Source organism: Helicobacter saguini (genome assembly GCF_000762875.2).
Taxonomy (GTDB): domain Bacteria; phylum Campylobacterota; class Campylobacteria; order Campylobacterales; family Helicobacteraceae; genus Helicobacter_A; species Helicobacter_A saguini.
Genome location: NZ_JRMP02000066.1, coordinates 1 through 507 on the forward strand (window position 1 = coordinate 1; position 507 = coordinate 507).

A 507-nucleotide genomic window follows, 5' to 3' on the forward strand; every position below is an offset into this window, starting at 1 on the left:
TTAAATAGATTCTAGCAAAATGTAGCTTAAGCAATCCTTGCAAAAAAAAGATTTATTTGTGTGTATTTTTTATCTTAGAATCTTGCTTATGTGATAAATTGCTATCATTGACAGCAGATTCAACATTGACAGCAGATTCCAGCCTTTGATATTTTGCATACGCATTGAAACGCTTTTTCTTTGTATTATGTGAAACTTTTAAAAATTCTATTCCATAGTCAATAATACTTTTATTCATTGCAAAAGTCCCTATAATACTTTGCTATAACATTCTCTTTTATAGCTTCCCTTTTTTGTCTTTTTTTTTCATAGTAGCTTAAATCGTTATCACTTAAAATAACGCTTTTCCCATACTTTGCAATCTTTGCTTCCTTTTTAGCATTTGCATTCTTAACCATTATAGATATATCATTAAGCAAACTTTGAATCTTATCCATTACGCTCCCTTAAATTCTTTTTTAATCGTAACATTGCTAGAATCTAGCAAAATCTTATCCTTGCTACCCT

General features: G+C 29.0%; 2 protein-coding genes. Both read right to left on the reverse strand.

Annotated elements, in window-relative coordinates:
• Window positions 1-52: 52 nt before the first annotated feature.
• Entirely contained in the window at window positions 53-238 is a 186-nt protein-coding gene (locus LS64_RS12180; protein ID WP_034568885.1) for a hypothetical protein, read from the reverse strand.
• Window positions 231-437 carry a hypothetical protein gene (locus LS64_RS12185; RefSeq protein WP_034568882.1) on the reverse strand — a complete coding sequence of 69 codons (207 nt, stop codon included), beginning with the start codon at window positions 435-437 and terminating at the stop codon, window positions 231-233. The genes LS64_RS12180 and LS64_RS12185 overlap by 8 nt, the downstream gene beginning before the upstream one ends.
• Between the last annotated feature and the right edge of the window lie 70 nt (window positions 438-507).